Source organism: Pseudomonas sp. zjy_15 (genome assembly GCF_043101865.1).
GTDB lineage: Bacteria > Pseudomonadota > Gammaproteobacteria > Pseudomonadales > Pseudomonadaceae > Aquipseudomonas > Aquipseudomonas putida_Y.
In genome coordinates, this window is the sequence record NZ_JBICII010000051.1 from 1 (window position 1) to 26,854 (window position 26,854).

The 26,854-nt window shown below is 62.5% G+C and carries 24 protein-coding genes and 1 tRNA gene; 20 read left to right on the forward strand and 5 right to left on the reverse strand.

Annotation, left to right across the window (positions count from 1 at the left end; all coding sequences use genetic code 11):
* Positions 1–142: 142 nt before the first annotated feature.
* Positions 143–3,415: a ribonuclease E gene (gene rne / locus ACF8EF_RS09580; RefSeq protein WP_392462092.1), complete on the reverse strand. Its 3,273-nt coding sequence runs from the start codon at positions 3,413–3,415 to the stop codon at positions 143–145.
* A 797-nt stretch (positions 3,416–4,212) separates the two neighbouring features.
* Here rne and rluC point away from each other — a divergent pair.
* The 3 genes from rluC to ACF8EF_RS09595 are packed head-to-tail and all read left to right on the forward strand — an operon-like array spanning position 4,213 to position 6,843.
* The gene (gene rluC, locus ACF8EF_RS09585; RefSeq protein WP_392462094.1) at positions 4,213–5,169 is read left to right on the forward strand and encodes a 23S rRNA pseudouridine(955/2504/2580) synthase RluC; all 957 of its coding nucleotides are present in this window, start codon (positions 4,213–4,215) and stop codon (positions 5,167–5,169) included.
* 3 nt (positions 5,170–5,172) lie between these two features.
* On the forward strand, positions 5,173–5,847 hold the full coding sequence (locus ACF8EF_RS09590; RefSeq protein ID WP_176685457.1) for an HAD family hydrolase: 675 nt from the start codon (positions 5,173–5,175) through the stop codon (positions 5,845–5,847).
* Between the two features lie 6 nt (positions 5,848–5,853).
* The gene (locus ACF8EF_RS09595) at positions 5,854–6,843 is read left to right on the forward strand and encodes a S49 family peptidase (RefSeq protein ID WP_176685458.1); all 990 of its coding nucleotides are present in this window, start codon (positions 5,854–5,856) and stop codon (positions 6,841–6,843) included.
* A gap of 198 nt (positions 6,844–7,041) precedes the next feature.
* Here ACF8EF_RS09595 and ACF8EF_RS09600 read toward each other — a convergent pair whose 3' ends face one another.
* Entirely contained in the window at positions 7,042–7,620 is a 579-nt protein-coding gene (locus ACF8EF_RS09600; RefSeq protein WP_176685459.1) for a nucleoside triphosphate pyrophosphatase, read from the reverse strand.
* Positions 7,621–7,716: 96 nt separating this feature from the next.
* Between ACF8EF_RS09600 and ACF8EF_RS09605 the strand changes: the two genes are divergently transcribed.
* The 16 genes from ACF8EF_RS09605 (at position 7,717) to ACF8EF_RS09680 (ending at position 21,352) form a co-directional block, all read left to right on the forward strand.
* Positions 7,717–8,244 carry a YceD family protein gene (locus ACF8EF_RS09605; RefSeq protein ID WP_010952934.1) on the forward strand — a complete coding sequence of 176 codons (528 nt, stop codon included), beginning with the start codon at positions 7,717–7,719 and terminating at the stop codon, positions 8,242–8,244.
* A 13-nt stretch (positions 8,245–8,257) separates the two neighbouring features.
* On the forward strand, positions 8,258–8,440 hold the full coding sequence (gene rpmF, locus ACF8EF_RS09610) for a 50S ribosomal protein L32 (RefSeq protein ID WP_003247154.1): 183 nt from the start codon (positions 8,258–8,260) through the stop codon (positions 8,438–8,440).
* Positions 8,441–8,443: 3 nt separating this feature from the next.
* The gene (gene plsX / locus ACF8EF_RS09615; RefSeq protein ID WP_339444543.1) at positions 8,444–9,454 is read left to right on the forward strand and encodes a phosphate acyltransferase PlsX; all 1,011 of its coding nucleotides are present in this window, start codon (positions 8,444–8,446) and stop codon (positions 9,452–9,454) included.
* 127 nt (positions 9,455–9,581) lie between these two features.
* On the forward strand, positions 9,582–10,520 hold the full coding sequence (gene fabD, locus ACF8EF_RS09620; protein WP_129933675.1) for an ACP S-malonyltransferase: 939 nt from the start codon (positions 9,582–9,584) through the stop codon (positions 10,518–10,520).
* A 15-nt stretch (positions 10,521–10,535) separates the two neighbouring features.
* Positions 10,536–11,276, forward strand: coding sequence for a 3-oxoacyl-ACP reductase FabG (fabG, locus tag ACF8EF_RS09625; RefSeq protein WP_003247160.1), 741 nt, complete (start codon positions 10,536–10,538; stop codon positions 11,274–11,276).
* 203 nt (positions 11,277–11,479) lie between these two features.
* Positions 11,480–11,716 (forward strand): acyl carrier protein, encoded by a 237-nt coding sequence (gene acpP, locus ACF8EF_RS09630; protein ID WP_021784983.1) that lies wholly within the window; start codon positions 11,480–11,482, stop codon positions 11,714–11,716.
* Between the two features lie 187 nt (positions 11,717–11,903).
* A complete protein-coding gene (fabF, locus tag ACF8EF_RS09635) occupies positions 11,904–13,148 on the forward strand; it encodes a beta-ketoacyl-ACP synthase II (RefSeq protein WP_010952938.1) in 1,245 nt (414 codons plus the stop codon).
* Positions 13,148–13,963 carry an aminodeoxychorismate lyase gene (gene pabC / locus ACF8EF_RS09640; protein ID WP_209964427.1) on the forward strand — a complete coding sequence of 272 codons (816 nt, stop codon included), beginning with the start codon at positions 13,148–13,150 and terminating at the stop codon, positions 13,961–13,963. Before fabF ends, pabC begins: the two co-directional genes overlap by 1 nt.
* A 4-nt stretch (positions 13,964–13,967) precedes the next feature.
* The gene (gene mltG, locus ACF8EF_RS09645; RefSeq protein ID WP_392462096.1) at positions 13,968–15,158 is read left to right on the forward strand and encodes an endolytic transglycosylase MltG; all 1,191 of its coding nucleotides are present in this window, start codon (positions 13,968–13,970) and stop codon (positions 15,156–15,158) included.
* 9 nt (positions 15,159–15,167) lie between these two features.
* The gene (gene tmk, locus ACF8EF_RS09650; RefSeq protein ID WP_392462098.1) at positions 15,168–15,800 is read left to right on the forward strand and encodes a dTMP kinase; all 633 of its coding nucleotides are present in this window, start codon (positions 15,168–15,170) and stop codon (positions 15,798–15,800) included.
* Entirely contained in the window at positions 15,793–16,779 is a 987-nt protein-coding gene (locus tag ACF8EF_RS09655) for a DNA polymerase III subunit delta' (RefSeq protein WP_392462101.1), read from the forward strand. The genes tmk and ACF8EF_RS09655 overlap by 8 nt, the downstream gene beginning before the upstream one ends.
* 30 nt (positions 16,780–16,809) lie before the next feature.
* The gene (locus ACF8EF_RS09660) at positions 16,810–17,592 is read left to right on the forward strand and encodes a TatD family hydrolase (protein WP_021784989.1); all 783 of its coding nucleotides are present in this window, start codon (positions 16,810–16,812) and stop codon (positions 17,590–17,592) included.
* A 673-nt stretch (positions 17,593–18,265) separates the two neighbouring features.
* Complete coding sequence (locus tag ACF8EF_RS09665; protein ID WP_021784990.1) at positions 18,266–18,901, forward strand: TetR/AcrR family transcriptional regulator; 636 nt, start codon at positions 18,266–18,268, stop codon at positions 18,899–18,901.
* A gap of 239 nt (positions 18,902–19,140) precedes the next feature.
* Positions 19,141–20,109 carry a GTP 3',8-cyclase MoaA gene (locus ACF8EF_RS09670; RefSeq protein ID WP_176685755.1) on the forward strand — a complete coding sequence of 323 codons (969 nt, stop codon included), beginning with the start codon at positions 19,141–19,143 and terminating at the stop codon, positions 20,107–20,109.
* A gap of 66 nt (positions 20,110–20,175) precedes the next feature.
* Positions 20,176–20,781, forward strand: a complete 606-nt coding sequence (locus tag ACF8EF_RS09675) for a DUF4823 domain-containing protein (RefSeq protein WP_176685754.1) — start codon at positions 20,176–20,178, stop codon at positions 20,779–20,781.
* A 10-nt stretch (positions 20,782–20,791) separates the two neighbouring features.
* A complete protein-coding gene (locus tag ACF8EF_RS09680) occupies positions 20,792–21,352 on the forward strand; it encodes a DUF1285 domain-containing protein (RefSeq protein WP_176685753.1) in 561 nt (186 codons plus the stop codon).
* A gap of 211 nt (positions 21,353–21,563) precedes the next feature.
* On the opposite strand, the gene ACF8EF_RS09685 is transcribed toward ACF8EF_RS09680, so the two are convergent.
* Positions 21,564–21,639 (reverse strand) — tRNA-Asn (locus ACF8EF_RS09685).
* Between the two features lie 62 nt (positions 21,640–21,701).
* Positions 21,702–22,898, reverse strand: coding sequence for an amino acid aminotransferase (locus tag ACF8EF_RS09690; RefSeq protein ID WP_176685752.1), 1,197 nt, complete (start codon positions 22,896–22,898; stop codon positions 21,702–21,704).
* Positions 22,899–23,182: 284 nt separating this feature from the next.
* Here ACF8EF_RS09690 and uvrB point away from each other — a divergent pair, with 284 nt between their 5' ends.
* The gene (uvrB, locus tag ACF8EF_RS09695; protein ID WP_176685751.1) at positions 23,183–25,198 is read left to right on the forward strand and encodes an excinuclease ABC subunit UvrB; all 2,016 of its coding nucleotides are present in this window, start codon (positions 23,183–23,185) and stop codon (positions 25,196–25,198) included.
* Between the two features lie 127 nt (positions 25,199–25,325).
* Here the strand turns inward: uvrB and ACF8EF_RS09700 are convergent, their stop codons facing one another.
* Positions 25,326–26,816: an MDR family MFS transporter gene (locus tag ACF8EF_RS09700; RefSeq protein WP_176685756.1), complete on the reverse strand. Its 1,491-nt coding sequence runs from the start codon at positions 26,814–26,816 to the stop codon at positions 25,326–25,328.
* Positions 26,817–26,854: the final 38 nt, after the last annotated feature.

The following is a 26,854-nucleotide window of genomic DNA, read 5'->3' on the forward strand; positions in this document are numbered from 1 at the left end:
CGCTGATCGGTGGTGGACACACATCGGGGGTCGGACACAGGCCATTGTAGGAGCGGGTTTACCCGCGAAGAGGCCAGTCAGGCAAGCCAAAAAAAGCCCCGCCAGTTCGCACTGGCGGGGCTTTTTCATTCAGCTTTGGCTATCAGCCGTGATGAGGTTTGTGCTCATTGGCGGCTTCCAGGGCTGGTTCCTGGGAGGCTGCAGCAGCTTCCTGTGCGGCTTTGGCAGCAGCCTCGGCCTCACGCTTGCGGCGACGCACTTCACGTGGGTCGTTCGGTGCGCGGCCGTTGGCCAGCATGACAGTGGCAGGTTCGACCGCTGCAGGTGCAGGCTCGGCCGCCACTTCTGGCTGGGCTTCGACAACCGGGGCAGGCTGTACAGCAACCGGAGTGACTTCGACCACGGCCGGGGCCTGTTCGATTTCACCGGCTTCCACCGTTGGGGCTTCTACTGGGGTTTCAGCGGCCACGGTTTCTGCAACCACGGCCGACTCAACAGCAGGTGCGTCTTCAGCGACAGGCTGCGGGGTAGTTTCGATCACAGGCTCGGCAGTTGCCTCGGCTGCGGCCACTGGCTCGGTGACCGGCTGCTCGACCGCTGGGGCCACGGACGCTTCTTCAGCTTTGGCGACCGCTTCGACCTGCTCGACCGGCTGGGTGGCTTCGCTGTTGTCGGTTTCTGCAACGGTAGCGACTTCGGCGGTAGCACGCTCGGCCTGCTGGTTGGCCTGGGCTTCTGCGTCGGAGCTGATGTTGCTGCTGGCGACAGCAGCCGTCACGGCAAGGCCGGCAGCCAGTTCGGCACCCAGCTCGGTGGCCTGGTGCTGTTGTGGCTGCTCTTCGCTGCCTTCTTCTTCACTGCCGTCGATCAGTTCGCCATTGGCGTTGCGCTGACGCTCACGACGGTTGCTGCGACGACGCTGGCCACGGGAGCGGCGGCGCGGGCGCTCGCCATCGGTGCCTTCCTGCTCGTCTTGCTGCAGCTCTTCGCTTGGCAGTTGCTCTTCGGCCAGCTCGGCAGCCTGTTCGGCAGCTTCTTCGACAGCGCGTGGTTGGCGCTCTTCGCGTGGTGGGCGCGGGGCGCGTTCTTCACGTGGAGCACGTTCTTCACGAGGTGCGCGCTCTTCACGTGGAGCACGTTCCTCACGAGGTGCGCGCTCTTCACGTGGGGCACGTTCCTCACGAGGTGTGCGCTCTTCGCGTGGAGCACGTTCCTCACGAGGTGCGCGCTCTTCACGTTGGGCACGTTCTTCACGAGGTGCACGCTCTTCGCGTGGAGCACGCTCTTCACGCGGCTGGCGCTCTTCGCGTTCGGCTGGTGGCGTAGCGTCCAGCGGCTCGCGCAATTCGCGAACGCGCTCTTCGCCGCGGTTGCTACGGCGGTCTTCGCGTGGCTGGCGTGGAGCACGTTCTTCGCGTGGGGCGCGTTCCTCGCGCGGTGCACGCTCTTCACGTGGGGCGCGTTCCTCACGCGGTACACGCTCTTCACGTGGGGCGCGTTCTTCGCGCGGTGCACGCTCTTCACGCGGTGCGCGCTCGGCACGCTCTTCGCGCGGCTTGCGTTCTTCGTCGCGGCGGCCGTTGCGGTTGCGGCTTTGCTGGCGGCCGTTGCGGCGTTCTTCGTTGCGCGGGCTGCGCTCGGCGGCCGGTTTTTCGGCGGCGGGAACCACTGGCGCGGCGGCAGGCTCGTCCTTGCCGGCGAACAGGCTGACCAGCGACTTCACCAGGCCTTTGAACAGGCTTGGCTCTGGAGCGCTCGGGGCAGGGGCGACCGGCGCGGCAGGCTGGGGCTCTTCAGCGGCGACCGGTACCGGTGCGTTGGCGCGGGCCGGGGCCGTTTTCACTGCGGCTTCCTGGCGTACCAGGGTGCGGGTGGCGGTTGGCTGCGGCGCTTCTTCGGCTTCGGCGGCGGCGATTTCGTAGCTGGACTGGTTGTTCAGCACTTCAGGGTTGTCGTCGCGCAGGCGCTGGACTTCGAAGTGCGGGGTTTCCAGGTGGTCGTTCGGCAGGATGATGATGCGCGCACGGGTGCGCAGCTCGATTTTGGTGATCGAGTTGCGCTTTTCGTTCAGCAGGAAAGCGGCTACCGGGATCGGCACCTGAGCGCGTACTTCGGCGGTGCGGTCCTTCAGGGCTTCTTCTTCGATCAGGCGCAGGATGGCCAGCGACAGCGACTCGACGTCACGGATGATGCCGGTGCCGGAGCAGCGCGGGCAAACGATGCCGCTGCTTTCGCCCAGCGATGGGCGCAGGCGCTGACGGGACATTTCCAGCAGGCCGAAGCGCGAGATGCGGCCTACCTGTACGCGGGCGCGGTCGGCTTCCAGGCATTCACGAACGCGCTCTTCAACGGCGCGTTGGTTCTTTGCCGGGGTCATGTCGATGAAGTCGATGACGATCAGGCCGCCGATGTCACGCAGGCGCAGCTGGCGGGCGATTTCCTCGGCCGCTTCCAGGTTGGTCTGCAGGGCGGTTTCTTCGATGTCGCTGCCTTTGGTGGCGCGCGCCGAGTTGATGTCGATGGACACCAGGGCTTCGGTCGGGTCGATCACGATCGAGCCACCGGACGGCAGGTCAACCACGCGCTGGAAGGCCGTCTCGATCTGGCTTTCGATCTGGAAGCGGTTGAACAGCGGCACGCTGTCTTCGTACAGCTTGACCTTGCTGGCGTACTGCGGCATCACCTGGCGGATGAAGGTCAGTGCTTCTTCCTGGGCTTCGATGCTGTCGATCAGCACTTCGCCGATGTCCTGGCGCAGGTAGTCGCGGATGGCGCGGATGATGACGTTGCTTTCCTGATAGATCAGGAATGGCGCGGCGCGGTCCAGGGACGCTTCCTTGATGGCGGTCCACAGTTGCAGCAGGTAGTCCAGGTCCCATTGCATTTCTTCGCTGCTGCGGCCAAGGCCGGCAGTGCGCACGATCAGGCCCATGTCGCCCGGCACGGTCAGGCCGTTCAGGGCTTCGCGCAGTTCGTTGCGCTCTTCGCCTTCGATGCGGCGGGAGATGCCACCGGCACGCGGGTTGTTGGGCATCAGCACCAGATAGCGGCCGGCCAGGCTGATGAAGGTGGTGAGGGCGGCGCCTTTGTTGCCGCGCTCTTCCTTCTCGACCTGAACGATGACTTCCTGGCCTTCGCTGAGCACTTCCTTGATGTTGACCCGGCCTTCTGGGGCCTTCTTGAAGTACTCGCGGGAGATTTCTTTCAGCGGCAGGAAGCCGTGACGTTCGGAACCGAAGTCGACGAAGGCGGCTTCGAGGCTGGGTTCGATGCGGGTGATCTTGCCTTTGTAGATGTTGGCCTTTTTCTGCTCGCGCGCGCCGGACTCGATGTCCAGGTCGTAGAGACGTTGGCCGTCCACCAGGGCTACACGCAACTCTTCGGGTTGAGTCGCGTTAATCAGCATTCTTTTCATGTTGTACCGTCGGTTTCCGGGCTGCCGGAAACGGCGTTCGGCACACACGACGTCTCATGGTCGGTGCCAAGGTGCGCAAAGGGTGGCCGGGCCACCCCCGTGTCGAGCGACGTTCGGCACCAGCCGGTTGCCCAGCCTGCCGTTGTCGCGACGACGCGTCCTGTTTGCTGCGGTGCCAACAAGGCCCCGGTGGCTTCGAATAGGTATCCGAATCAACCAAGCGGGCCTTGTGCACTCAGTCAGGAGGAGGAATCAACCGTCAGCCGTGGACGCCCGGAGGGCATCTGTTCAGGACCTTATCCGCTCACCAGCCGTCAGTGGGCTGGTGGCCGGACGCGGTGCTACACGGTCCGAGGGCTGTGCATCTCCACCCTGCACGTATCCCTGATAATTCGGGTGCTGCCGCGCGCTGAATCCGCAACGGGTTGCATTTTTCGCCAGCGCTGGTTCTGCGCTGGCGCCATTCATGTCCAAGGCAGGTATTTCCGAAGCATTCGCCGGGCGATGCGTGGAAGCGACTCGCGGGCAGAGGTGCAGCGAAAAGAATCGGGTAAGCAGGTGAAACACCGCACTTGTCGTTTTTTTTCGGTCTTCTCTACACGGCGCTGGTGGCGATTCCAGGCATTTCGGTAAACTGGCGAAAACCCCGTAGGACGGCCTCGCGTCCTGGAGAATTGCGAAGGTCAGGGACCGGCAAAGAGCCTGATGCCGCTGGCCTGCCGCTTTTGGCGGCGTTCGCGACTATAGCAGCAATGATTAAGTGCTTCAATTCCATAAAAAATTGTTATGATCCCGCAATGACGACCAATACCCCTCCGACTTCCGGCGTTCAGCTGATCGAAGTCGCGCCGGAGCTTGCCGGCCAACGCATCGATAATTTCCTCATCACGGCCCTCAAGGGCGTGCCCAAGACACTGGTCTACCGCATCCTGCGCAAGGGTGAGGTGAGGGTCAACAAGGGCCGCGTCAAGCCGGAGTACAAAATCCAGGCCGGCGACATCGTGCGGGTTCCGCCCGTCCGCTTGCCGGAGCGAGACGAGCCGGCGCCGGTGGCCCAAGGCCTGCTGCAGCGCCTGGAGGCCGCCATTGTTTACGAAGACAAGGCGCTTATCGTGATGAACAAGCCGGCCGGCATCGCCGTGCATGGCGGCAGTGGCCTGAGCTTCGGGGTGATCGAGGCGCTGCGCCAGTTGCGCCCGGACGCCAAGGAGCTGGAGTTGGTGCACCGCCTGGATCGCGACACGTCTGGTCTGTTGATGATCGCCAAGAAGCGCAGCATGCTGCGCCACCTGCATGCCGCCCTGCGCGGCGATGGTGTCGACAAGCGCTACATGGCGCTGGTGCGCGGCCACTGGCCAACCTCGAAAAAGCAGGTCAACGCGCCGTTGCTCAAGAGCAACCTGCGTTCCGGTGAGCGCATGGTTGAAGTGAACGAGGAAGGCAAAGAGGCGCTGACCCTGTTTCGGGTGCTGCGCCGTTTTGGCGACTTTGCCACCATTGTCGAGGCGCGCCCGATCACCGGTCGTACCCATCAGATCCGCGTGCACGCGCTGCATGCCGGGTACATGATCGCTGGCGACAGCAAGTATGGCGACGAAGATTTCAGCCGGGAAATTCGTGAGCTGGGTGGCAAGCGCCTGTTCCTGCATGCCTATGCGTTGACCGTGCCGCTGCCGGACGGCGGTGAATTGAAGCTCGAGGCGCCTGTGGATGAGGTCTGGGCGAAAACCGTTGAACGTCTGAGTGCGTCCTGACCCATGAAAAAAGGCTATGAGCTACTGATCTTCGACTGGGACGGCACCCTGGCCGATTCCATTGGGCGTATCGTCGAGGCCATGAGTGTCGCCGCCGAGCGTGCCGGCGAGGCGCAGAGCAGCGACGCTGCGGTCAAGGGTATCATCGGTCTGGCCCTGGACGAGGCGATCCACACCCTGTACCCGCACCTGGCGCCTGCAGGGGTTGCCAGCTTCCGTCAGCACTATGCCGATGTCTACGTTGCGCTGGATCAGCAGCCTTCGCCGCTGTTCGAAGGCGTGGTCGAGTCGCTGGATGCCTTTCGTGCCGAGGGTTACCGCCTGGCGGTGGCCACCGGCAAGGCCCGTCGCGGGCTGGATCGGGTGCTCAAGGCCAATGGCTGGGAGCGGTTCTTCGATATCACCCGTGCCGCTGACGAGACCCGGGGCAAGCCGCACCCGCTGATGCTCGAGGAAATCCTCGGTCATTGTGGCGTCGAACCGACGCGTGCACTGATGGTCGGAGATTCGGCATTCGACCTGCAGATGGCCAGCAATGCCGGCATGCATTCGGTGGCGGTTGGCTATGGTGCCATGTCGCTGCAGGCGCTGGCCGAGTTTGGCCCGCAGGTATGCATCGATCACTTTTCCCAGTTGCGCGAGTGGCTGGGTGGTTCCGCAACTCCACTTCCAAGGTAGGTAAGCATGGCAGACGAATGGAAAGCCCCAGAGGCCGAGCCCGGGGAGCGCGAAGAGCGCAACAGCTGGAAGCTGCTGGAAAAGACCTTGCTGGCCAGTGTGCAGGAGCAGCGACGGTCGCGGCGCTGGGGGATCTTCTTCAAGCTGCTGACCTTCGTCTACCTGTTCGGCATTCTGGCGTTGTTCTCGCCGCTGATGGACATGGACAAGGCCGCTTCGCGCGGTGCCAGCCATACCGCGCTGGTCGAGGTGCGCGGGGTGATTGCCGATCAGGAGGCTGCCAGCGCCGATAACATCGTCAAGAGCCTGCGAGCGGCGTTCAGGGATGACAAGACCAAGGCTGTGGTGATGCGCATCAACAGTCCGGGTGGCAGCCCGGTGCAGGCGGGTTACGTGTATGACGAAATTCGTCGCCTGCGTGCCGAATATCCCGCTATCAAGCTGTATGCGGTGATCGCCGACCTGGGTGCTTCCGGTGCCTATTACATCGCCAGTGCGGCGGACGAGATCTATGCCGACAAGGCCAGTCTGGTGGGTTCCATTGGTGTGACGGCGGCCGGTTATGGCTTTGTCGGCGCCATGGAAAAGCTGGGGGTCGAGCGGCGTGCCTATACATCGGGTGAGCACAAGGCGTTCCTTGATCCGTTTTCGCCGGAAAAACCAGACGAGACCCGGTTCTGGCAGGGTGTGCTGGATACCACGCACCAACAGTTCATCGCCATGGTGAAGCAGGGGCGGGGTGAGCGCCTGAAGGATAAGGAGCACCCGGAGTTGTTCAGCGGCCTGATCTGGTCGGGTGAGCAGGCCAAGGCGCTGGGGCTGGTGGATGGCTTGGGCAGTGCCAGCTATGTGGCGCGTGAAATCGTGGGCGAAAAGGAGTTGGTGGACTTCACTGTTCAGGAGTCGCCTTTCGATCGCTTCTCCAAGCGCGTGGGGGCCAGCGTGGCTGAGCACCTGGCGATGTGGATGGGGTTCCAGGGGCCGCAGTTGCGTTGAGTCCGTCGCAGCTTGTTTTGCCTGGCAGATCGAGCGCCGCCCGCGCGGCGCATTGCGCTCAGGCTCGCTCATCGATCGGGGTGCCCGTTGTAGGAGCGGGTTTACCCGCGAATAGGCCGGACCAGCCGTCCAACATCCCCGATCGTTCACCCTCCCGGGCGGCGCTCGATCCGCCGGGCGCCCAAATCCCCGGCCAGGTTACGGAACCATCACCCCTTCCTTGGTCAGCATATCCACCAGCCGAATCAGCGGCAGCCCGATCAGGCTGGTCGCATCGCACCCGTGCGTGCTCTGGAACAAGCTCACCCCCAACCCCTCCGCCTTGAAGCTCCCTGCGCAATCCAGCGGCTGTTCTGCTGTCACGTAACGCTCTACCTGTTCCCTGCTCAATTCGCGCAGTGTCACGGTAAAAGGCACGCAATCTACCTGGCAGTGCCCGGTGGCGCTGTTCAGCAGTGCCAGCCCGGTCAGGAAGTTCACCTGTTGCCCGCTGCACTCCAGTAGTTGCTCGCAGGCGCGCTCGAATGTATGTGGCTTGCCCAGCACCTGCTCACCCAATACTGCAACCTGGTCCGAGCCGATAATCAGGTGCCCGGGATGGCTGCCTGCCAATACCTCGGCCTTTTGCCTGGCCAGCCGGCGCACCAGTTCTACGGGCGGCTCGCCATCCAGGCGTTGCTCGTCTATGTCGGGGCTTGCCCAGGTGAAGGGCAGGTGCAGGCGTGCGAGCAGTTCGCGGCGATAGGCAGAGCTGGAAGCCAGTAACAAAGGAAGCATGGTAGACTCCGGGTTCGGTTGAACCAATTCTATCACGCACGATGCCGCCTAATTTCCTTTGACAGGGGCGGGGGGCATCCCTAGAATGCTGCGCCTATGTTGAATGACCCGATTCCACCTCACGTTGACCCGCGCAAATTAGCCGATCGTGGCGTAACCCTTAACGGTTCGCTGCAACTCGCTGATTTGGAAAGACTCTGCGACCCGCTTTCCGACAATGTCGGTACGGTGCAGGCGAAGTTCGATTTTGAACGAGATGAGCAGCACGTGGTGGTTATCCACAGCGAGCTGGACGTCGAAGTCAAGATGGTTTGCCAGCGTTGTCTTGAGCTGGTCACCCTGCCGATCCACAGCGAATGTACTTACGCGGTGGTGAAGGAGGGTGCGAATACCCAGTCGTTGCCGAAAGGCTATGACGTGCTGGAACTGGGCGAAGATCCTTTGGATCTGCAGGCATTGGTCGAGGAGGAGCTTTTGCTCGCCTTGCCAATCGTGCCTGCTCATCATCCGGAAGAATGCCAGCAGCCGGCGGGCGCAGACGAGCCCGAATCGAGCAAGGACGAGGTATCGCGGTCCAACCCGTTCAGTGTTTTGGCGCAGTTAAAGCGTGACCCAAACGTTTAGGAGTTAATCAATTATGGCTGTTCAGCAGAACAAAAAATCCCGCTCTGCCCGTGACATGCGCCGTTCGCACGACGCTCTGTCGGAAAACGCGCTGTCGGTAGAGAAAACCACTGGTGAAGTTCACCTGCGTCACCACGTTTCGCCAGAAGGCGTATACCGTGGTCGTAAAGTGGTTGACAAGGGCGCTGACGAGTAATCCTTGTCCGCTCAGGTCATCGCGATCGACGCAATGGGCGGGGACTTCGGTCCCCGCAGCATTGTCCAGGCTAGCATTGCCTGCCTTTCGGCTACCCCCTCGCTCCACCTGACCCTCGTCGGTCAACCCTCCCTCCTTGAAGATCTCGTCAGTGGCCTGCCAGCCGCGGATCGCGCGCGCCTGCAGATTGTCGCCGCCAGTGAGGTAATCGGTATGGACGAGCGGCCATCCCAGGCGTTACGCGGCAAGCCGGATTCGTCGATGCGCATCGCCCTCGAACTGGTGCGCGACGGAAAAGCCCAGGCCTGCGTCAGTGCCGGCAATACCGGGGCGCTGATGGCGTTGTCGCGCTTCGTGCTCAAGACCCTGCCGGGTATCGATCGGCCGGCCATGGTGGCGGCGATCCCGACCCAGACGGGTTACTGCCAACTGCTCGATCTGGGCGCGAATGTCGACTGCAGTGCCGAAAACCTCTACCAGTTCGCCGTAATGGGCTCGGTGGCCGCTCAGGCCCTGGGTGTGCACCGGCCACGCGTGGCACTGTTGAATATCGGTACCGAGGACATCAAAGGCAATCAGCAGGTCAAGCTGGCTGCCACGCTGTTGCAGAACGCCCGCGGCCTCAACTATGTCGGTTTCGTCGAAGGGGATGGCCTGTACCGGGGTGAGGCGGACGTGGTGGTGTGCGATGGTTTTGTTGGCAACATACTGCTCAAATCCAGCGAGGGCCTGGCGACGATGATCGGTGCGCGCATCGAAAAACTGTTCAAGGGCGGTGCTTTTTCCCGCATTGCCGGGGCCGTGGCCATGCCGCTGCTCAGGCGTCTGCAGGCCGACCTGGCGCCGGCGCGGCACAATGGGGCGAGCTTCCTGGGGCTGCAGGGTATCGTCATCAAGAGTCATGGCTCTGCGGGCGTGCAGGGGTTTCAGAGTGCCATCCAGCGGGCGCTGATCGAAATTCAGGAAAACTTGCCGCAGCGGCTGCACGGCCGCCTTGAAGACTTGTTGCCTTAGGCATTTCGCCGATGAAGTGCTTAAATGTGACCGCTTGGTCTGTGTTTTCATCCAAGTTTTCAGATTCCGCGCTTGGCCTCGGGCCTGGCGCACACTATCCGACGACAAGATCATAAGGGCTTGTTCAATGTCTGCATCCCTCGCATTCGTCTTTCCCGGTCAAGGTTCCCAGTCGCTGGGCATGCTCGCCGAGCTCGGCGCCGAGAAGCCAGTGATCATCGAAACCTTCAAGGAAGCGTCCGAAGCGCTCGGCTACGACCTGTGGAAGCTGGTCCAGGATGGCCCGGAAGAGCAACTTAACCAGACCGACAAGACCCAGCCGGCGATCCTCACCGCGTCCATCGCGTTGTGGCGTCTGTGGCTGGAAGAGGGCGGTGCCAAGCCTGCCTTCGTGTCCGGTCACAGCCTGGGCGAATACAGCGCCCTGGTCGCCGCAGGCAGCATCAGCCTGAAAGATGCCGTTCGCCTGGTCGAGCGCCGCGGTCAGCTGATGCAGGAAGCCGTACCGGCCGGTCATGGCGCCATGGCTGCCATTCTCGGTCTGGACGATGCCGTGGTCGTGGAGCTCTGCGCCGAAGCCGCTGAGGACGAAGTGGTCAGCGCCGTGAACTTCAACTCGCCTGGTCAGGTGGTCATCGCCGGTAACAAGGCAGCGGTAGACCGTGCCATGGAGCTGTGCAAGGCCAAAGGTGCCAAGCGCGCCCTGCCGCTGGCGGTCAGCGTTCCGTCGCACTGCGCCCTGATGAAGCCGGCCGCCGAGCGCTTTGCCGATTCGGTCAATGCCATCGAATGGAAGGCCCCGCAGATTCCGGTGGTGCAGAACGTCACTGCTGCCGTCGCCGCCGACCTCGATGCCCTCAAGCACGACCTGCTGGCACAGCTGTACCAGCCGGTACGCTGGGTCGAGTGCGTGCAGACCCTGGCCGCCAACGGTGCGGTCAACCTGGTCGAGTGTGGCCCGGGCAAGGTCCTGGCTGGCCTTAACAAGCGTTGCGCCGACGGCGTGACCACCTACAACCTCAACACCCCTGACGCCGTTGCTGCCACCCGCGCGGCACTGGCCTGATTTGGAGAAGCTTGCATGAGCCTGCAAGGTAAAGTTGCACTGGTCACCGGCGCCAGCCGTGGCATTGGCCAGGCCATCGCCCTCGAACTGGGCCGCCAGGGCGCGACCGTGATCGGCACCGCCACTTCGGCGTCCGGCGCCGAGCGCATCGCTGCCACCCTGAAAGAGCACGGCATCACCGGCACCGGCATGGAGCTGAACGTGACCAGTGCCGAATCCGTTGAAGCAGTACTGGCCGCCATTGGCGAGCAGTTCGGCGCGCCGGCCATCCTGGTCAACAACGCCGGTATCACCCGCGACAACCTCATGCTGCGCATGAAAGACGACGAGTGGTTCGATGTCATCGACACCAACCTGAACAGCCTCTACCGTCTGTCCAAGGGTGTGCTGCGTGGCATGACCAAGGCACGTTGGGGTCGTATCATCAGCATCGGCTCGGTCGTCGGTGCCATGGGTAACGCTGGTCAGGCCAACTACGCGGCTGCCAAGGCCGGCCTGGAAGGTTTCAGTCGCGCCTTGGCGCGTGAAGTGGGTTCGCGTGGCATCACCGTCAACTCGGTGACCCCGGGCTTCATCGATACCGACATGACCCGCGAGCTGCCGGAAGCTCAGCGCGAAGCCCTGCAGACCCAGATTCCGCTGGGCCGCCTTGGCCAGGCTGACGAAATTGCCAAGGTGGTTTCGTTCCTGGCTTCCGACGGCGCAGCCTACGTGACCGGCGCCACCGTGCCGGTAAACGGCGGGATGTACATGTAATACTGCAACTCAATGTGACGGGTTTCGTAAAAAAAGAGTCATACTGCGAGCCTAAAATCCGTTATAAAGCTGCAACCAGATTCCAGGTAGCGGGTGTGGTGACTAGCCTGAAGGTGCGTTTCGCTTGAAAAGCGAACGTCTTTCTATAAAATTAGCCACCGGCCAGCTGCCTGACATATATCCATTAGGAGTGAAAACTAGGTATGAGCACCATCGAAGAACGCGTCAAGAAAATCGTCGCCGAGCAACTGGGCGTCAAGGAAGAAGAAGTGACTAACTCCAAGTCCTTCGTCGATGACCTGGGTGCCGATTCGCTTGACACCGTTGAACTGGTGATGGCTCTGGAAGAGGAATTCGAGACCGAAATCCCTGACGAAGAAGCCGAGAAGATCACTACCGTTCAAGCTGCTATCGACTACGTCCTGGCCCACCAGGCCTAAGACGCTACAGTCGACGCTACTTGTCGGGGAAAACCGCACTGCCTTCGCTGGCGTGCGGTTTTTTCTTTGCGAGCGCCTCGCGTTCTTCAGGCCGCTTCGTTCACCGCGCACCAAGAGTCTGTTGCCATTGCATTCCTGCGCTTGAATGCAATGGCAAGAGACTCTGTTATTAGAAAAGGAGAGTACTGTGTCGCGTAGACGCGTCGTGGTCACCGGTATGGGTATGCTGTCGCCACTGGGTACCGATGTACCGAGCACCTGGCAGGGCATTCTGGCTGGCCGCAGTGGCATTGGTCCGATCGAACACACGGACCTGTCTGCCTACTCCACCCGTTTTGGCGGCTCGGTGAAAGGCTTCGAGGTTGAGCAGTACCTGTCGGCCAAAGAGGCCCGCAAACTCGATCTGTTCATCCAGTACGGCCTGGCGGCCGGTTTCCAGGCGGTGCGTAATGCCGGCCTGGAGGTCACCGACGCCAACCGTGAGCGTATTGGCGTGGCCATGGGCTCGGGCATCGGTGGCCTGACCAACATCGAAGAAACCAGCCGCACCCTGCACGATTCGGGGCCGCGCCGCATTTCGCCGTTCTTCGTGCCGGGTTCGATCATCAACATGATCTCCGGTTTCCTGTCGATCCACCTGGGCCTGCAGGGGCCGAACTACGCCATCGCCACCGCTTGCACCACCGGCACCCATTGCATCGGCATGGCCGCGCGCAATATCGCCTACGGTGAAGCTGACGTGATGATCGCTGGTGGCGCCGAAATGGCCGCTTGTGGTCTGGGCATGGGCGGTTTTGGCGCTTCGCGCGCGTTGTCCACCCGCAACGACGAACCCAGCCGGGCCAGCCGGCCGTGGGACAAGGGGCGTGACGGCTTTGTGTTGTCCGACGGTGCCGGAGCCCTGGTGCTCGAGGAGCTGGAGCACGCCAAGGCCCGCGGTGCGACTATCTATGCAGAGCTGGTTGGCTTTGGCATGAGCGGCGACGCCTACCACATGACCTCGCCACCCGACTCTGGCGAGGGCGCTGCCCGCTGCATGGCCAACGCTTTGCGCGATGCCGGTATCCAGCCGGAAGAAGTCAGCTACATCAACGCCCACGGCACTTCTACCCCGGCGGGCGATGTGGCCGAAGTGGCGGCGATCAAGCGCGTGTTCGGCGAGCATGCCTACAAGCTGGCGGTCAGCTCGACCAAGTCGATGACCGGTCACTTGCTGGGCGCCGCGGGCGCGGTGGAGGCGATCTTCAGCGTGCTGGCCATCAATAGCCAGATGGCCCCGCCGACCATCAACCTGGACGAGCCGGACGAGGGGTGTGACCTCGACTTCGTTCCCCACCAGGCGCGCAGCATGCCGATCGACGTGGTGCTGTCCAACTCGTTCGGCTTTGGCGGCACCAACGGCTCGCTGGTATTCCGCCGGTTTGCCGGCTGATGCACAGCTGGATCGACGGCCAGCCGGCGACTGCACTCAACCTGCAGAACCGCGGCCTGGCCTACGGCGATGGCCTGTTCGAAACCATCGCTGTGCGAGGCGCCCGGCCCAGCTTGCTGGACGGCCACCTCGCACGCTTGGCACTGGGCTGCCAGCGCCTGGCAATCAACGCCGACCTGGCGCTGGTACGCGACGAGTTGCTGCGCTATGCCAGCCAGTTGGGCGAGGGTGTCGTCAAACTCATTCTGACCCGTGGCGATAGCCAGCGTGGCTATGCGCCCGCTGTCGATGCCGCTCCGCGGCGGATCCTGCAAGGCAGCCCATTACCCCGCTATCCTGCCGAGCATGCCGAGCATGGCGTGCGCTTGTTCCCTTGCCAGACCCGGCTTGGGGAACAACCACTGCTGGCCGGCCTCAAACACCTCAACCGCCTGGAGCAGGTGCTGGCCCGTGCCGAATGGCAGGACAGCGGCCATGCCGAAGGCCTGATGCGTGACGCGCAGGGCAGGGTGATCGAAGGGGTATACAGCAATCTGTTTCTGGTGCGTGATGGCGTGCTGCTTACTGCCGACCTTAGCCGTTGCGGTGTGGCGGGAGTGATGCGTGCCGCACTGCTGGAACAGGCCCCGCTGCTGGGTATTGCGGTACAAGTCTGCGACCTGTCATTCGACGCGCTGGAGCAAGCAGATGAAGTATTTGTTTGCAATAGCGTTTACGGCATTTGGCCTGTGTGTGGCGTAGCCGCGTTAAACTGGTCGCCAGGCCCGCTCACTCGTAAACTGCAGGCCGTTGCCCGTACGTTACTGGAAACCTGAATTCGTGAGACGTAAATTCCTGCTGTTGCTGGAGATGGGCTTGATCCTTGCCGGCCTGGCGTTTGGCTGGTCGGCCTGGAAGGTCAACTCGGTCCTGGAGCAGCCCTTGCACGTCACGCAGGAACGCCTGCTCGATGTGCCCAATGGCACCAACCCCAACCGCATGTTCTACAGCATGCAACGAGAAGGGTTGCTCGACGATGCCGTCTGGTTGCGTTTGTACTGGCGCTTCAACATGGCCGGCACCCCCCTGCACACCGGCGAGTACCGTCTTACCCCAGGCATGACCGTCGAGCAGTTGTTCGACGCCTGGCGCCGTGCCGACGTGGTGCAGTACAACCTCACTCTGGTCGAAGGCTGGACCTTCCGCCAGGTGCGCGCGGCCGTGGCCAAGCATGAAAAGATCAAGCATACCCTTGATGGCTTGTCGGATGCCGAGGTCATGGACAAGCTCGGCCATACCGGCGTATTCCCCGAAGGCCGCTTCTTCCCCGACACGTACCGCTTCGTGCGGGGTATGACCGATGTCGAGTTGCTGCAGCAGGCCTACATGCGCCTGGACGAAGTGCTGGCCAAGGAGTGGGCCGAGCGTTCCACAGACCTGCCGTATCGCGACCCTTACCAGGCGCTGATCATGGCCTCTCTGGTCGAAAAGGAAACCGGCATTCCGCAGGAGCGCGGGCAGATCGCCGGCGTCTTCGTGCGGCGTATGCGCCTGGGTATGATGCTGCAGACCGACCCGACGGTTATCTATGGCATGGGTGAACGCTACAACGGCAAGATCACCCGCGCCGACCTGCGCGAGCCTACGCCCTACAACACCTACACCATGACCGGCCTGCCGCCGACCCCGATCGCCATGGTTGGCCGCGAGGCGATTCATGCGGCGCTGAACCCGTCCAATGGCACCAGTCTTTACTTCGTCGCCCGCGGCGACGGCAGCCATGTGTTCTCCGACGACCTCGACGGCCACAACTCGGCGGTGCGCGAATTCCAGCTCAAGCGCCGGTCGGACTACCGCTCCAGCCCCGCGCCGCAGCAAGAGGCAAAGCCAAGTGCCGATGATGCCGAGCAGGCGTCGGGCGCCGATGACGCGCAGCGCCCTGAGCCCGCTCCCGAGGAAGCGCCTGCGCAGGATGCCCCTGTCGGCGGTGCGCAAGCGGCCGAGCGGCCGATGCCTGACGAACAACATTAAGGACTGCCTGTGAGCGGCTTGTTTATTACTTTGGAAGGCCCCGAAGGTGCGGGCAAGAGCACCAACCGCGACTACCTGGCCGCGCGCCTGCGCGAGCACGGCCTGGACGTGGTGCTGACCCGTGAGCCAGGCGGCACGCCGCTGGCGGAAAAGGTGCGTGAACTGTTGCTGGCCCCGAGCGACGAAGGCATGGCGGCCGACACCGAGCTGCTGCTGGTGTTCGCCGCTCGCGCCCAACACCTGGCGCAGGTGATCCGTCCGGCGCTGGCCCGCGGGTCTGTGGTGCTGTGTGACCGTTTCACGGACGCTACCTATGCCTATCAGGGCGGCGGTCGTGGCTTGTCGGTCGAGCGTATCGCTGCCCTGGAGCAGTTCGTCCAGGGCAACCTGCGCCCGGACCTGACCCTGGTCTTCGACCTGCCGGTAGAAGTCGGCCTTGCCCGAGCCGCCGCCCGTGGCCGCCTGGACCGATTCGAACAGGAAGGACAGGCCTTCTTCGAAGCGGTGCGCCAGGCGTACCTGCAGCGCGCCCAGGGTGCGCCACAGCGCTACAGCTTGCTCGATGCAGCACAATCCCTGGAGGCTGTGCAGCGTGACATTGATGCACTGCTGCCAGGCATTCTGGGGCGTTGCCGTGGCTGAGGCCTACCCTTGGCAGCAGGCGCTGTGGCAGCAACTGGCCGGTCGCGGCCGGCACGCCCACGCTTATCTGCTGCATGGACCGCAGGGTATTGGCAAGCGGGCCCTGGCCGAGCGTCTGATGGCGCGCCTGTTGTGCCAACAGCCGCAGGGCCTGGACGCTTGTGGGGCGTGTAAGTCGTGCCTGTTGCTCAAGGCCGGCAGCCACCCGGACAACTTCGTCCTCGAGCCTGAGGAGGCTGACAAGCCGATCAAGGTCGACCAGGTCCGTGAACTGGTGGCCTTTGTGGTACAAACCGCGCAGCTGGGCGGGCGCAAGGTGGTGTTGATCGAGCCGGTGGAGGCGATGAATGTCAACGCCTCCAACGCCCTGCTCAAAAGCCTTGAAGAACCTTCCGGTGATACCGTGTTGTTGCTGGTTACGCACCAGCCCAGCCGCCTGTTGCCGACGATCAAGAGCCGCTGCCAGCAGGTCGTCTGTCCGCAGCCCAGCCTGGCCCAGAGCCAGGCATGGCTGGCTGGCGCGTTACCCGACTGCGACGAGGTCGAGCGCGATGAGTTGCTGACGCTGGCCGCGGGTTCGCCATTGATGGCGGTCAACTTGCAGGCGCAGGGTGTGCGCGAGCAACGTGCGCTGGTTACTGACGGGGTGAAGAAGCTGCTCAAGCAGCAGCAATCGCCCAGCCAGCTGGCCGATGCCTGGAGCGGTGTGCCGTTGTTACTGCTGTTCGACTGGTTTTGCGATTGGTCGCACCTGATCCTGCGCTACCAGTTGACCCAGGACGAGGAAGGGTTAGGCTTGGCCGATATGCGCAAGGTCGTGCAGTACCTGGCGCAGAAGAGCCGCCAGACCAAGGTGCTGGAGGTGCAGGCATGGATCCTCGAGCAGCGCCAGAAGGTGCTGGGCAAGGCCAACCTCAACCGTGCCTTGTTGCTTGAATCGCTGCTGGCTCACTGGCTGCAACTGCCGGGTGCCCGCTGATTTTCCATTTTTCATGTGTGCCGTTATCCCATGCTCGTAGATTCTCATTGCCACCTCGACCGTCTTGACCTCAGTGCCCACCAGGGCTCCCTCGATGCTGCCCTGCAGGCGGCGCGTGAGCGTGGGGTTGGGCATTTCTTGTGCATTGGCGTCAGTGCCGAGAATGCGGGTGCAGTGAAGGCGCTGAGCGAGCAGTACGCTGACGTCGATTGCTCGGTGGGCGTGCACCCGCTGGACCTGGCCCCTGGCGAAACCCCGGCGTTGGAATGGCTGTTGCGCGAATTGGCCCACCCGCATGTGGTGGCGATTGGTGAAACCGGGCTGGATTACCACTACGAGCCGGAGGCTGCGGAGCTCCAGCAGGCCTCGTTCCGCCTGCACCTGGAGGCCTCCAGGCAGACTGGCAAGCCGGTGATCGTGCATACCCGGGCGGCGCGCGCCGATACCCTGGCGCTGCTGCGTGAGGCCAACCTGCCGCAGGCTGGCGTGCTGCACTGCTTTACCGAGGACTGGGACATGGCCAAGGCTGCGCTGGACCTGGGTTATTACATCTCGCTGTCGGGCATCGTGACCTTCCGCAATGCCGAAGCGTTGCGTGAAGTGGCGCGGCAGGTGCCTGTCGATCGCTTGCTGGTGGAGACCGATTCGCCGTACCTGGCGCCGATTCCGCACCGGGGCAAGCCGAACTTGCCGCAGTATGTGCGGGAGGTGGCGGAGTATGTGGCTTCCCTGCGTGGGGCCAGTTATGAGCAACTGGCCGAGCAGACTACCGCCAACTTCAAGCGGCTATTCCCGTTGGCGCGTGTGGATTGATTCACCGGGGTTGGAGATTGCGTGAGGGTCACAAGGTGCCTGCCACAGCCCTTGCAGCGCCTATGAGATCGAGCGCCGCCCGCGCGGCGCTTCGCGGGTAAACCCGCTCCTACGTTTGTTTCGGGCCAGTCCGTCCTGTGCCAGGCGCGCGCGGCCGCCTTGTTTGTACGACGCGATATCGAGGCGTGCGCCAAGGCGTTCGCGCGCAAATCCCCCAGGCCTAATTGGCCCGAAACAAGCGTAGGAGCGGGTTTACCCGCGAAGCGCCGCGCGGGCGGCGCTCGATCTCACAGGCGCTGAAAATCTTGCGTCACGCACCTGACAGCCGTCACACCATCCTCCCCACAAAAACACAAAAAAAACCCGGGTTCTGGGGGAGGAATCCGGGTTAAGACCATTAGGAGTAAAACAAAGGTACGCGGTCCCTGAGCACCTTTATCGGCGCGCCACTGGGGGGGATGCGCCGCGCCAACACTTCAAGTATTGGTCAGGTTTGGCGCAGTGCCAGTGCATAGTGGACGTTTTTTAAACAGATTTGGAATACGCCAACGTTTCATTCCTCCCGCAGCGCATGGCCGTATGCATCGTGAAACACAGACATGTGTGGATGATCCGTGCAATTTCCCGCAAGTTAGGCATAATAAACCGCTTCGATTGTCATCCAGTCCTTCCCATGCAGAAAGAACCTCGTAAGGTCCGTGAGTTTCGCCGTCGCGAACAGGAAATCCTCGATACCGCGCTCAAGCTGTTTCTCGAGCAAGGTGAAGACAGCGTCACTGTCGAGATGATCGCCGACGCCGTGGGCATCGGCAAAGGCACGATCTACAAGCACTTCAAGTCCAAGGCGGAGATCTACCTTCGCCTGATGCTCGATTACGAGCGTGACCTGAACGAGCTGTTGCACTCGGCCGACGTCGACCGTGACAAGGAAGCCCTGTCGCGCGCCTACTTCGAGTTCCGCATGCGCGACCCGCAGCGCTACCGGCTGTTCGACCGCCTTGAAGAAAAGGTGGTCAAGGGCAACCAGGTGCCGGAAATGGTCGAGCAGTTGCACAGCATCCGTGCTTCCAACTTCGATCGCCTGACCCTGTTGATAAAGGGCCGTATCAGTGAAGGCAAACTCGAAGACGTGCCACCGTATTTCCATTACTGCGCTGCCTGGGCGCTGGTGCACGGCGCTGTAGCGCTGTACCACTCGCCATTCTGGAGCAATGTGCTGGAGGATCAGGAAGGCTTCTTCCAGTTCCTGATGGATATTGGCGTGCGGATGGGCAACAAGCGCAAGCGCGACCCGGAACCCTCGAACTGAGCATTGCACGGAACTGCGCGGGCCCTGTGGCAGCGGGCGCAGCCGGTGCCAGCCACCGCGTTTGATTCTTCGCGGGCACGCCCGCTCCCACAAGTACTGCGTCGTGGGTTCTCTACTCGGCAGCGCAGTCTGAAGCGTTCGGCTATCGCTTGAACATTCGGCATTGTTCATTGGGGCTTGCAAAAACCTGATTTATGAGTCAGGTTTTGCCAGCCCCTTCATCCATGCCGGAGTCATTCATGATTGTCGATCGTCAAGGCAGGCGCTTTCGTAACCTGCGCGTCAGCCTGACGGCTGCCTGCAACTACGCCTGTACCTACTGCGTACCTGACGGCAAGCGGTTGGTGGCGGCGCAGGACGAGTTGTCGTCGGATGCCTTGGCCCGTGGCGTGGCCTACCTGATCGAAGCTGCCGGTATCGAGCGCCTGCGCATTACTGGCGGTGAGCCATTGGTTAGCCCGCGTCTGGATGCCTTTCTGGCTGCCGTGGCCAAACTCGACCTTGACGACATCTCGCTGACCACCAATGGCCAGTTGCTGGCGCGCAAGTTGCCGCAACTGCAGGCGGCCGGGATTCGTCGGCTGAACGTTTCCCTCGACACCCTCGACCCCCTGGCTTTCCGCCAGATTGCCCGTGGCGGCGACCTGGGTACTGTGCTGGACGGAATGGAGCGGGCGAGCGCCCTGGGCATGCGAATCAAGGTCAACATGGTGCCGATGCGAGGGAAAAACCTCGATCAGGTACTGCCGCTGCTGGATTACTGCCTCGCGCGCGGCTTCGAACTGCGCTTCATCGAACTGATGCGCATGGGGCACCTGGCCCACGATCGTAACGCCTTTCTCCAACAGTTTGTCGGCCTCGACCAACTGCTTGCGCTGATCGGTGGCCAGTATGCCTACGCCCAGGTGGATGCGCCGCTGGACGCCACTGCCATGCGTTACCACATTCCCGGCAGGGGCCACTTTGGCGTTATCGCCAACGAAAGCGTGCCGTTTTGCCGTACCTGCTCGCGGCTGCGCCTGTCTTCCACGGGCTGGCTGCATGGCTGCCTGTCGTCTGGTAACCGGCACTTCGTCGGCGACCTGCTGGAAAAGCCGCGTCATCAGGCGTTGCCGGCCTTGCAGCGGTTGTTGGTCAAGGCATTGGCAGACAAACAGGACCTGGCCTTTTCCGGCGGCGTGACGGTCATGAAAGTGATCGGTGGCTGAAGCTGGCGCAAAAGCTGCATCCGCCGGCTATTCGCCGGTTTTTCGTCGCCGGCCACTGGAGGAAAGATGCGTAGCCTGGTCTTGCTGCTGGCGCTGATGGCGCTGGGCGGCTGCATGAATGTCAGTGATATGGGCGAGGGTGTCCGCTATCACATGAGCGATGCCGGTCTGCTGGACCACAGCGAAACCCGTCGCACCTTGTCGATCCGCCTGCAGCCTGATTCATTCATTTTCATTGGCCAAGGTGCGTTCGTGCCGCCGGGCAAGGGGCCGGTGCCTCGGCAGAATGCAGTGGCCCAGCAGGCCTTCAAGAGCTTTGTCGAATACTTCCCGATGGTGCGTCGCGCCCAGGGCCCGCTGGGCCTGGAAGAGGCCATTGCCCAGGCGCGCTCGGTAGGCGCCGACTACCTGCTGTACACCCGCTTCGCGCGTACCGACGATCGCATCGGCAATGGTGACGAGTGGTATGACGAGCAGGCCGTCGACCGCTTGGGCTGGGATACTGGCGTGGTGCAGATGATGCTGATAGAAACCAATACCCGCTACCTGATCGACACCGCGCGCATCAAGAGCCGTGGCGGTTTGTTGACGTTCCACGACAACACCCCGGAGGATTTGCTTGGCGCGCCGATGCGCGAGTACGCTCGTAGTCTCCTGGGCATGAGTGAATGAGGCAAGCGTGATGAGTGACTCCGGCAAGGCCAATGACCTTCTGGCGCAGATCCCCAAGGCCAAGGGGCTGCCGCCGGTGCACCTGTGGAACCCGGATTTCTGTGGTGACATCGACATGCGCATCGCCCGTGATGGCACCTGGTACTACCTGGGCACGCCGATCGGGCGCAAGCCGATGGTGCGGCTGTTCTCGACCATCATTCGCCGCGATGGCGATGACTATTTCCTGATCACCCCGGTAGAGAAAGTCGGCATTCGTGTCGACGATGCGCCGTTCGTGGCCGTGCTGCTGGAAGTGCAGGGGGAAGGCGAACAGCAGGTGCTGCGCTTTACCAGCAATGTCGAGGACCAGGTCGAGGCCGGGCCGGATAACCCCCTGCGGGTGGTGATCGACCCGGTGACGCAGGAGCCATCACCGTATGTGCTGATGCGCAGCAACCTGGAGGCGCTGATACATCGCAATGTGTTTTACCAACTGGTGGAGCTGGCGGTGCCGCGTGTGATCGATGGTGAGGAATGGCTTGGGGTGTGGAGCCGGGGGGCGTTTTACCCGATCGGGCGCAGTGATTGAGGCCTCTGTTGGCGATGCCGGCTTCTTCGCGGGTAAACCCGGTCCTGCACACGCATTGGTGATTCGGCACAGGCCGTTGGCGCCGGGTCACCCGTGAATGGGCCGGGCCTGCTGGCCAATCTCCGCCCGCCGTTCACCGTTGCTGGCCAATAATTTCAGCGCAACGAAAAAGCCCCCGGTTGCTTGCGCATCCGGGGGCTTCTTCAATGTCTGGCTCCGCGACCTGGACTCGAACCAGGGACCCAATGATTAACAGTCATTTGCTCTACCGACTGAGCTATCGCGGAATCTGCGCGTATCTTACTGATTGCCCGGGAGAAGTCAACCCACCCCCAGGCAAAACAATGAGTTACAGCACTTCCACGATAGCTTTGGTCACCACGTGGATGTTGCTCTGGTTCAGCGCGGCCACCGCGATACGGCCGGTGTCCAGGGCATAGATGCCGAAATCGTTCTTCAGGCGGGCGACCTGTTCAACGGTCAGGCCCGAGTAGGAGAACATGCCGACCTGGCGGCCAACGAAGCTGAAGTCGCGGTTGGCACCGTATTCGGCCAGCAGCGATACCATCTGTTTGCGCATGCCGTGGATACGCTCGCGCATTTCGGCCAGTTCGGTTTCCCACATCTGGCGCAGCTCTGCGCTGTTCAGCACGGTGGCAACAATGGTTGCGCCGTGGGTTGGCGGGTTGGAGTAGGTGGTGCGGATCACGCGCTTGACCTGCGACAGCACGCGGGTGCTCTCGTCCTTGGAGGCGGTGACGATCGACAGTGCGCCGACGCGCTCGCCGTACAGCGAGAACGATTTGGAGAACGAGCTGGAAACAAAGAACTCCAGGCCCGACTCGGCGAACAGGCGCACGGCGAAGGCGTCTTCGGCGATACCGTCACCAAAGCCTTGGTAGGCCATGTCGAGGAACGGCACGTGGCCCTTGGCCTTGACCACTTCCAGGACGTTCTTCCAGTCGTCCAGGTTCAGGTCGACACCCGTCGGGTTGTGGCAGCAGGCGTGCAGCACCACGATCGAGCCGGACGGCAGGGCGTTGAGGTCTTCGAGCATGCCAGCGCGGTTGACGTCGTTGGTCGGCGCATCGTAGTAGCGGTAGTTCTGCACCGGGAAGCCGGCCGATTCGAACAGCGCACGGTGGTTTTCCCAGCTCGGGTCGCTGATGGCAACCACGGCGTTTGGCGAGAGGCGCTTGAGGAAGTCGGCGCCGATCTTCAGCGCGCCGGTACCACCGACGGCCTGCACGGTGACCACGCGGCCAGCGGCCAGCAGTGGCGACTCGGCGCCGAACAGCAGCTTCTGCACAGCCTGGTCGTAGGTGGCGATGCCGTCGATCGGCAGGTAGCCGCGCGAAGCGTGCTGGGCGGCACGCTGGGTTTCGGCTTCGATCACGGCGCGCAGCAGCGGAATGCGGCCTTCCTCATTGCAATACACGCCTACGCCCAGGTTGACCTTGTCGGTACGTGGGTCGGCGTTGAATGCTTCGTTGAGGCCCAGAATAGGGTCGCGGGGTGCCAGCTCGACAGCGGAAAACAGGCTCATTGTTACCTTGGCTCTGATTGGAGTGTGATAGGGCGTACACGCTCCAGCCGAATGCACTGAAGCGGTGCACAAACGGGGAGTCAGTATAGTGATACCGACCGGTCACCGCGACACTCTGGCGCAGCTTTTAGGGCTATTTGCGCAAATATTTTTCGACCATTGGTCCAATTGCCGTGTCCACCGTTGCACACGCCCACTCCTGTGCCTTGAAAGCGCCCCCGAACGGGCGCATTTGGGTATAGACTACTGGCTAAATTTACAGCTGCTGCACCGCGAGGTCCTTCATGTCCGAGTTCCAGCTCGTCACACGTTTCCAGCCGGCCGGCGACCAGCCCGAGGCTATCCGCCAGTTGGTCGAAGGCATCGAGGCGGGGTTGTCGCACCAGACGCTGCTCGGGGTGACTGGCTCGGGCAAGACCTTCAGTATTGCCAACGTCATCCAGCAGGTGCAGCGCCCGACGCTGGTGCTGGCGCCCAACAAGACGCTGGCCGCGCAGTTGTACGGGGAGTTCAAGGCGTTCTTCCCCAATAACGCGGTGGAGTACTTCGTTTCCTATTACGACTACTACCAGCCAGAAGCCTACGTGCCGTCGTCAGACACCTTCATCGAGAAGGACGCCTCGATCAACGACCACATCGAGCAGATGCGCTTGTCGGCGACCAAGGCGCTGCTGGAGCGGCGTGACGCGATCATCGTGACCACTGTGTCGTGCATCTACGGCCTGGGCAGCCCCGAGACCTACCTGAAAATGGTCCTGCACGTGGACCGTGGCGACAAGCTCGACCAGCGCGCGCTGCTGCGCCGCCTGGCCGACCTGCAGTACACCCGCAACGAAATGGACTTTGCCCGTGCCACTTTCCGGGTACGCGGCGACGTGATCGACATCTTCCCGGCCGAATCGGATCTGGAAGCCATCCGTATCGAACTGTTCGACGATGAAGTGGAGAACATCGCCGCTTTCGATCCGTTGACCGGTGAGGTTTTCCGCAAGCTGCCACGTTTCACTTTCTACCCCAAGAGCCACTACGTCACCCCGCGGGAAACCCTGCTGGAAGCAGTGGAGGGCATCAAGGACGAACTGAAAGAGCGTCTGGAATACCTGCACAAGGCCAACAAGCTGGTCGAAGCGCAGCGCCTGGAGCAACGCACCCGCTTCGATCTGGAGATGATCCTCGAACTGGGCTACTGCAACGGCATCGAAAACTACTCGCGTTACCTGTCCGGGCGCCCGGCCGGGGCGCCGCCGCCCACCCTTTACGATTACCTGCCGCCCGATGCGCTGCTGGTGATCGACGAATCCCACGTCAGCGTTCCGCAGGTCGGTGCCATGTACAAGGGCGACCGTTCACGCAAGGAGACCCTGGTCGAGTACGGCTTCCGCATGCCTTCAGCGCTGGACAACCGGCCGATGCGTTTCGACGAGTGGGAGGATGTCAGCCCGCAGACCATTTTCGTTTCGGCCACCCCGGGCCCCTACGAGGCTGAGCATGCCGGGCGCGTGGTGGAGCAGGTGGTGCGCCCGACCGGGCTGGTCGACCCGCAGGTAGAGGTGCGCCCGGCGTTGACCCAGGTCGACGACCTGCTGTCCGAGATCCGCAAGCGTGTCGCGGCAGGCGAGCGAGTGCTGGCGACCACGTTGACCAAACGCATGGCCGAGGACCTCAGCGATTACCTGGCCGACCACGACGTGCGGGTACGCTACCTGCACTCGGACATCGATACGGTGGAGCGGGTGGAAATTATCCGCGACCTGCGCCTGGGCACCTTCGACGTGCTGGTGGGCATCAACCTGCTGCGCGAGGGCCTGGACATGCCCGAGGTGTCGCTGGTGGCCATCCTCGATGCGGACAAGGAAGGTTTTCTGCGTTCCGAGCGCTCCCTGATCCAGACCATTGGCCGCGCGGCACGTAACCTCAATGGCCGGGCCATTCTGTACGCCGATAACGTAACAGGCTCCATGCAGCGAGCCATCGACGAAACCGAGCGCCGCCGCGAGAAGCAGATCGCCTTCAACGAAGCCAACGGCATCGTGCCCAAGGGCGTGGTCAAGGACATCGCCGACATCATGGAGGGTGCCACCGTGCCCGGTGCGCGCAGCAAGAAGCGCAAGGGCATGGCCAAGGCGGCGGAGGAGAGCGCCCGTTACGAGGCCGAACTGCGTACGCCGGGCGAGATCACCAAGCGCATCAAGCAGCTGGAAGAGAAAATGATGCAGTTCGCCCGCGACCTGGAGTTCGAAGCTGCGGCGCAGTTGCGTGACGAGATTGCGCAGCTGCGGGAGCGGTTGATTAGCAGCTGAAGCCGGGCGCGGGCCCTGTGGGAGCGGGCGTGCCCGCGAAGAATTCAACGCGGTGGCTGGCACCGGCTGCGCCGGTGTTCGCGGGCATGCCCGCTCCCACAGGGACCGCATCTAATCTGTAATAGCCTCAATGGGCCTCCCCAGCCTTCAGCCCCTCCGGCAACTTGCGGGTCAGCAACACCGCCACCATGCTCACCGCCAACCCGATTCCGACAAAGTGGAAGGCATCGTTGTACGCCATGATCATGGCCTGTTGGTGGGTAATCTCGCTAAGTTTGCCCAGCGCTGCATTGTCACTGCCCAACCGTTCCGCCAATTGCGCCAGCCGCTCAGCCACCTGCGGGTTGCTCGGCACCACCGATTCGCGCAGGTAGTCGAAATACACCTTGGTCCGCGCATCCAGCAGGGTGGCCAGCAAGGCAATACCAATCGCGCCACCGAGGTTACGCAGAATATTGAACAGGCTCGACGCGGACCCGGCATCCTGTTGTTGGATATACGCGGTGGCAATCAGCGAGATGGTCACCATGATCATCGGCTGGCCCAGGGCGCGGATGATCTGGATATGGTTGAACTGCGGCCCGGCAAAGTCCGGGTTGAGCACCCCCGAACCGAAACTGGCAGCGCCGAACAAGCAAAACCCCAGCGCGCATAGTACCTTGGGCGATATCACCTTCATCAGTTGCGGCACCAGCGGGATCAGGAACAGCTGCGGAATACCCATCCACATGATCACCTCGCCAATCTGCAAGGCGTTGTAACCCTGTACCTGCGCCAGGTACAGCGGTAGCAGATAGATCGACCCGTACAGGCCCACGCCCATGCCCAGGCTGGCGATGCTCGACAGGCCAAAGTTGCGGTTGCCGAGGATGCGCAGGTTGATCAGTGGGTGTGGCTTGGAAAACTGCAGGATGACGAAGGTGATCAGGCTGACCAGGGCAACGCTGCCCAGGCCGACGATCAGGTGCGACTCCAGCCAGTCCTTGCGATGGCCTTCCTCGAGAAACACCTGCAGGCAGCCCAACCCAAGGCCGAGGGTGACGATCCCGGCGTAATCGGTACTTTTCAGCAGCTCCCAGTGCGCCTCCTTCTTCTCAAGCCCGTATAACAAGCCGGCGATCATTAGCAGGCCCGGCGGGATATTGATGTAGAAGATGTACTCCCAGCCCCAGTTCTCGGTCAGCCAGCCGCCCAGGGTGGGGCCGATGGAGGGGGCAAAAGTGGCGGTCATGGCGAACATCGCCATGCCTTTGGCGCGGTGGTGCTCGGGCAGCTTGATCAGGGTCAGGGTAAAGGCCAGCGGGATCAGCGCGCCGCCGGTGAAACCCTGCAGGGCGCGGAAAAGGATCATGCTCTCCAGGTTCCAGGCCATCGAACATAGCAGCGACGACAGCAGGAAGCCGCCGGATACCCACACCGCCAGGCGCCGCGCCGACAGCAACTGCACCAGCCAGGCTGTTAGCGGGATCATGATGATTTCCGCTACCAGGTACGAGGTGGAAATCCATGAGCCTTCTTCCAGCGTCGCCGACAGTGCGCCCTGGATGTCCTTCAACGAGGAGTTGGTGATCTGGATGTCCAGCACTGCCATGAAGGCACCGAGCATCACACTCATCACCGCGATCCAGTCGCGCCGGGTTGGCTCCGCCGTGGGGC

Excerpts from the sequence above, each read along its gene's own strand:
- ACF8EF_RS09690 (WP_176685752.1), bottom strand. The coding sequence starts at position 22,898 with ATGAGCCTGTTTTCCGCTGTCGAGCTGGCACCCCGCGACCCTATTCTG.
- ACF8EF_RS09605 (WP_010952934.1), top strand. The coding sequence starts at position 7,717 with ATGTTGAATGACCCGATTCCACCTCACGTTGACCCGCGCAAATTAGCC.
- uvrB (WP_176685751.1), top strand. The coding sequence starts at position 23,183 with ATGTCCGAGTTCCAGCTCGTCACACGTTTCCAGCCGGCCGGCGACCAG.
- ACF8EF_RS09590 (WP_176685457.1), top strand. The coding sequence starts at position 5,173 with ATGAAAAAAGGCTATGAGCTACTGATCTTCGACTGGGACGGCACCCTG.
- ACF8EF_RS09675 (WP_176685754.1), top strand. The coding sequence starts at position 20,176 with ATGCGTAGCCTGGTCTTGCTGCTGGCGCTGATGGCGCTGGGCGGCTGC.
- ACF8EF_RS09595 (WP_176685458.1), top strand. The coding sequence starts at position 5,854 with ATGGCAGACGAATGGAAAGCCCCAGAGGCCGAGCCCGGGGAGCGCGAA.
- acpP (WP_021784983.1), top strand. The coding sequence starts at position 11,480 with ATGAGCACCATCGAAGAACGCGTCAAGAAAATCGTCGCCGAGCAACTG.
- ACF8EF_RS09665 (WP_021784990.1), top strand. The coding sequence starts at position 18,266 with ATGCAGAAAGAACCTCGTAAGGTCCGTGAGTTTCGCCGTCGCGAACAG.
- ACF8EF_RS09680 (WP_176685753.1), top strand. The coding sequence starts at position 20,792 with ATGAGTGACTCCGGCAAGGCCAATGACCTTCTGGCGCAGATCCCCAAG.
- ACF8EF_RS09670 (WP_176685755.1), top strand. The coding sequence starts at position 19,141 with ATGATTGTCGATCGTCAAGGCAGGCGCTTTCGTAACCTGCGCGTCAGC.
- pabC (WP_209964427.1), top strand. The coding sequence starts at position 13,148 with ATGCACAGCTGGATCGACGGCCAGCCGGCGACTGCACTCAACCTGCAG.
- fabD (WP_129933675.1), top strand. The coding sequence starts at position 9,582 with ATGTCTGCATCCCTCGCATTCGTCTTTCCCGGTCAAGGTTCCCAGTCG.
- fabG (WP_003247160.1), top strand. The coding sequence starts at position 10,536 with ATGAGCCTGCAAGGTAAAGTTGCACTGGTCACCGGCGCCAGCCGTGGC.
- ACF8EF_RS09600 (WP_176685459.1), bottom strand. The coding sequence starts at position 7,620 with ATGCTTCCTTTGTTACTGGCTTCCAGCTCTGCCTATCGCCGCGAACTG.
- rpmF (WP_003247154.1), top strand. The coding sequence starts at position 8,258 with ATGGCTGTTCAGCAGAACAAAAAATCCCGCTCTGCCCGTGACATGCGC.
- ACF8EF_RS09660 (WP_021784989.1), top strand. The coding sequence starts at position 16,810 with ATGCTCGTAGATTCTCATTGCCACCTCGACCGTCTTGACCTCAGTGCC.
- rne (WP_392462092.1), bottom strand. The coding sequence starts at position 3,415 with ATGAAAAGAATGCTGATTAACGCGACTCAACCCGAAGAGTTGCGTGTA.
- rluC (WP_392462094.1), top strand. The coding sequence starts at position 4,213 with ATGACGACCAATACCCCTCCGACTTCCGGCGTTCAGCTGATCGAAGTC.